Consider the following 553-nt stretch of genomic DNA (forward strand, 5'->3'; position numbering starts at 1 on the left):
GTGCAGGGGCTTGAGCACGCCCAAGGCTTCGAGCAACTGCGTCCCAGCCTGCCGCAAGCGTGCGTCTTTCTCGCCTTGCAGACTGCATCGGCCGGGCTCGGCCAGCACGATGGACAGCGGCGTTTCAGCCGTTTCGCCATCGAACACCAAGTCGGCCACCAGGGTCACGCCAAGGATGGCACCGGGTTGCGAGAACGGGTGGTTGCTCCAATGTTCATGGATGACTTCGTGCAGTTCCGCGCAGCTGTCGATGTGCAGCGAGACGGTATCGGTCGCGTGCCCGAGCAAGGCCTTCGCTTCAGTGAGATAAAGGCGCTCGACGCGCACGCCATCGAGTTTGGGTTTCGTGTCTTTCAGTGGCAGCGCGAAGCGGGACAGGTCATACCGTGAGCGATTGAGCGGTCGGCTCGACAGCGGAGCCTTGAAACCGTGTTTGGACAGCACATTGGCCAGTGGGGCCCGTGTCGACAGGGTGTGCGCATAGACCTCCACCACCTTGCGGTCAGGGGCGTAGACAAGGGTCGCGTCCCGCGCAGGGAAGTAGCAGAAGCTC

The 553-nt window shown here is 62.7% G+C and carries 1 protein-coding gene; it reads right to left on the reverse strand.

Translation table 11 applies throughout. From position 1 onward, the window contains the following. The coding region (locus tag ACWKV5_RS29650) for a hypothetical protein (protein ID WP_483844154.1) at nt 1-553 on the reverse strand (553 nt) is incomplete at both ends.

The organism is Pseudomonas oplopanacis, from assembly GCF_057128725.1.